General features: G+C 50.9%; 2 protein-coding genes. Both read left to right on the forward strand.

Going from position 1 to position 2,746, the window contains the following annotated elements; all coding sequences use genetic code 11:
* Positions 1-349: 349 nt before the first annotated feature.
* Entirely contained in the window at positions 350-1,540 is a 1,191-nt protein-coding gene (locus JW878_10565) for an ATP-grasp domain-containing protein (GenBank protein ID MBN1763495.1), read from the forward strand.
* Between the two features lie 36 nt (positions 1,541-1,576).
* Entirely contained in the window at positions 1,577-2,560 is a 984-nt protein-coding gene (locus tag JW878_10570; protein MBN1763496.1) for a phosphoribosylformylglycinamidine cyclo-ligase, read from the forward strand.
* The last annotated feature ends 186 nt before the right edge of the window (positions 2,561-2,746 follow it).

Below are 2,746 nucleotides of genomic sequence, written 5' to 3' on the forward strand. Positions count from 1 at the left end.
AATCCTCCTTTACAGAAAAAGAAAGAAAAGAGGACTCATAAAAACGAATACATCGATGTGTAACCTTTTTTGGTTTACTTAACATATCCTTAATTAATTCTGATACATATTAAAATTTCGTCCGATCGTATCTTTATTCCCCTATCCTCCTAGAGCAAGTCTACCCACTCATCAGTAACAACCGGGGGCGGCGGGCGGATCCAACGCCCACAACCAGATGGATCTCGGAAAACCAACTTTTATATCCTTCCATGCAGCCTATAAATTAGGTTTTATCTGATCTGCGTTCTCACTTATGTTATTCTTTTTTCTTTTGACCGCTTTCAGATACATAGAGCACAAACCACCCATGCACGAGATCCGCACAATACTGGCACTCGGATTTTCCGTCCGGCACATTGTCTGCTCAGGCAATCGAGCGGGCTACGAGATGTACGCCGCAGATGCCTTCGGCGACGTTGATACGAGACGCTGTGCCCGCGAATATTATCCGTTAGACCCGTTCCAGCTTCACGATGGACTCAAAGACCTTAAAGAAGTGATACGTCATGTCGATGGCGTGATCATAGGATCAGGCTTCGAGAGCGCGGATTTCAGCTTCTTGCACGAAGAGGATCAGGCGAAGATTTTGGGGAATGCACCGGCGAAGACGAACGAGATATCGAATAAGGCGTGGTTCGCAGCGCGATTAGACGAGTTAAGCATTCCGCACCCCTGTACGTACACCGGTAGCGCGTTAGCAGAACTGGTAGAAGCGGGGAAGCGCATACCGCTCCGTTATCCCGTCGTGGCGAAGCCCGCTTATGGCGGTGGCGGAACGGCGAATTTCATTTGTAAAAACGAACAGGAGCTGATTCGCGGGATTAAGGAACTGCCGGACTTTATATATCAGGACTTTATTAAGGGGCAGCACGCTTCGGTTTCTGTTCTGCTGTCAAAACGAGCGGCCGTTGCGATAAGTGTGAACGAGCAGTTGCTCGGTTTGGATACGCTCTCGGCGCCCGGGCCTTTTGTGTATTGCGGGAACATCGCGCCGTTTGTCACTCAATTCGCGGATCGGCTCTGTGAGCTTGCCGAGGATTTAACGCGTGAATTGGGCTTGATAGGCTCGAACGGTGTGGATTTCGTCGTTACTGATAAGGGGCCGGTCGTTATAGAAGTGAATGCGCGGCTGCAAGGGAGCCTGGACGCGGTGGAGCTCTCTACTGGGTTGAATATGGCAGATGCGCACGTGAATGCGGTAAGAGGCGCGTTACCGGAGCGAGTGCCACCGAAACGATACGCGGTGAAGGCGATCGTGTTCGCTCAGCACGAAGGGGTTGTAACGAGCTATTTGAGTTTAGAAGGAGAAGGAGGAATTGTGGATATTCCGGAGAAGGGAAGAATCATGAAGCAAGGAGAGCCGGTAGCCACCGCGATCGGCGTGGGTGACACCAGAGCGAATGCGTGCGCTAACGCGATGCGAAACGTCGAACATATAAAGCAGGGGTTCGATAGCGTTCATCCCCGCCCTGAGAGTCGTCGTGTTAACGTGACATAACCTTTAACGTATCAGACCTGTTATCTCTTCTATACTATGCACTGGACGTACGCGAAGGCGGGCGTGGACATCAAAGAGGAACACGGTGTGGTGAAAGCACTCTCGAACGTAATAAAACATCAAACGGATTTACGAGGTTTTTCCGGACTGTGTGAACTTCCGTTTGATCCGCATCACCTCTTAGCGATCTCGACCGACGGCGTCGGCTCGAAGGTGCTCATTGCCGCAGCACTTGACAAGTGGGATACCATCGGTATCGACTGCATTGCGATGAACGTGAACGACATTTACTGCGTGGGCGCAACGCCGCTCGCGTTTGTCGATTATCTCGCGATGGAGCGCCCCGATGCGCGAATTGCCGCGGAAGTCGGTAAGGGTCTGGAAGCGGGCGCAGAGATCTCTAATATGTATATCGTAAGCGGTGAAACGGCGATTCTGCCTGAAGTGGTCAACGATTTAGACCTCTCGGGAACCTGCGTCGGCTACGTCCGAAAAGACCGTATAATACGGGGCGACGAGATAGAAGTCGGCGATCTCGTTCTGGGCATGAAGAGTTCGGGCGTACACAGTAACGGGCTAACGCTGGCACGTAAAGTAGTGGAGGACGCGGGATTCAAGTACACCGATCCGTTCCCACCGGATCCTGCGAAAAGCATTGGCGAAGAGCTGCTCACGCCAACCCGGATCTACACGGAGGTTCTGGAGCTTTTGCAGCACTGTGACATGCACGGACTGGCGCATATTACCGGCAGCGGGTTCTTGAAACTCGGCAGGATCACCGATCTCGGCTTCGATATCTACGACCCCTACGAGCCCAATGAGATCTTCTCGTTCCTTCAGGAGCAGGGCAACGTTACGGACGAAGAGATGTACAAGACGTTTAATATGGGCATGGGCTTCGCCGTGGTCATTCCGAAGAGCGAGGAAAAGGAAGTGGTTCGTATAACCGGGGGTAAGATCGTAGGTGAGGTCGTGGCAAAGGAAAAAGGGATGAAAGTTGGTGACGTGAGGGTCGTATAATAATAAATTCAAAACTCTTTGTAGTTAGATGGTTTGTAGGTCAAGCCTTTAAAAACGGTTCGATCCAAACATCTGAGTTTTTTTGATTATAGTCAAAACCCAAACAATTCATACTTAACACCCTCGCCTAGAAACCGCTCGATCCAGCCATGTGCGAAACTAAGCCGGGATGAAAATTCCTCAAAA

The sequence above is a fragment of the Methanomicrobia archaeon genome (assembly GCA_016930255.1).
Taxonomy (GTDB): Archaea; Halobacteriota; Syntropharchaeia; order Alkanophagales; family Methanospirareceae; genus JACGMN01.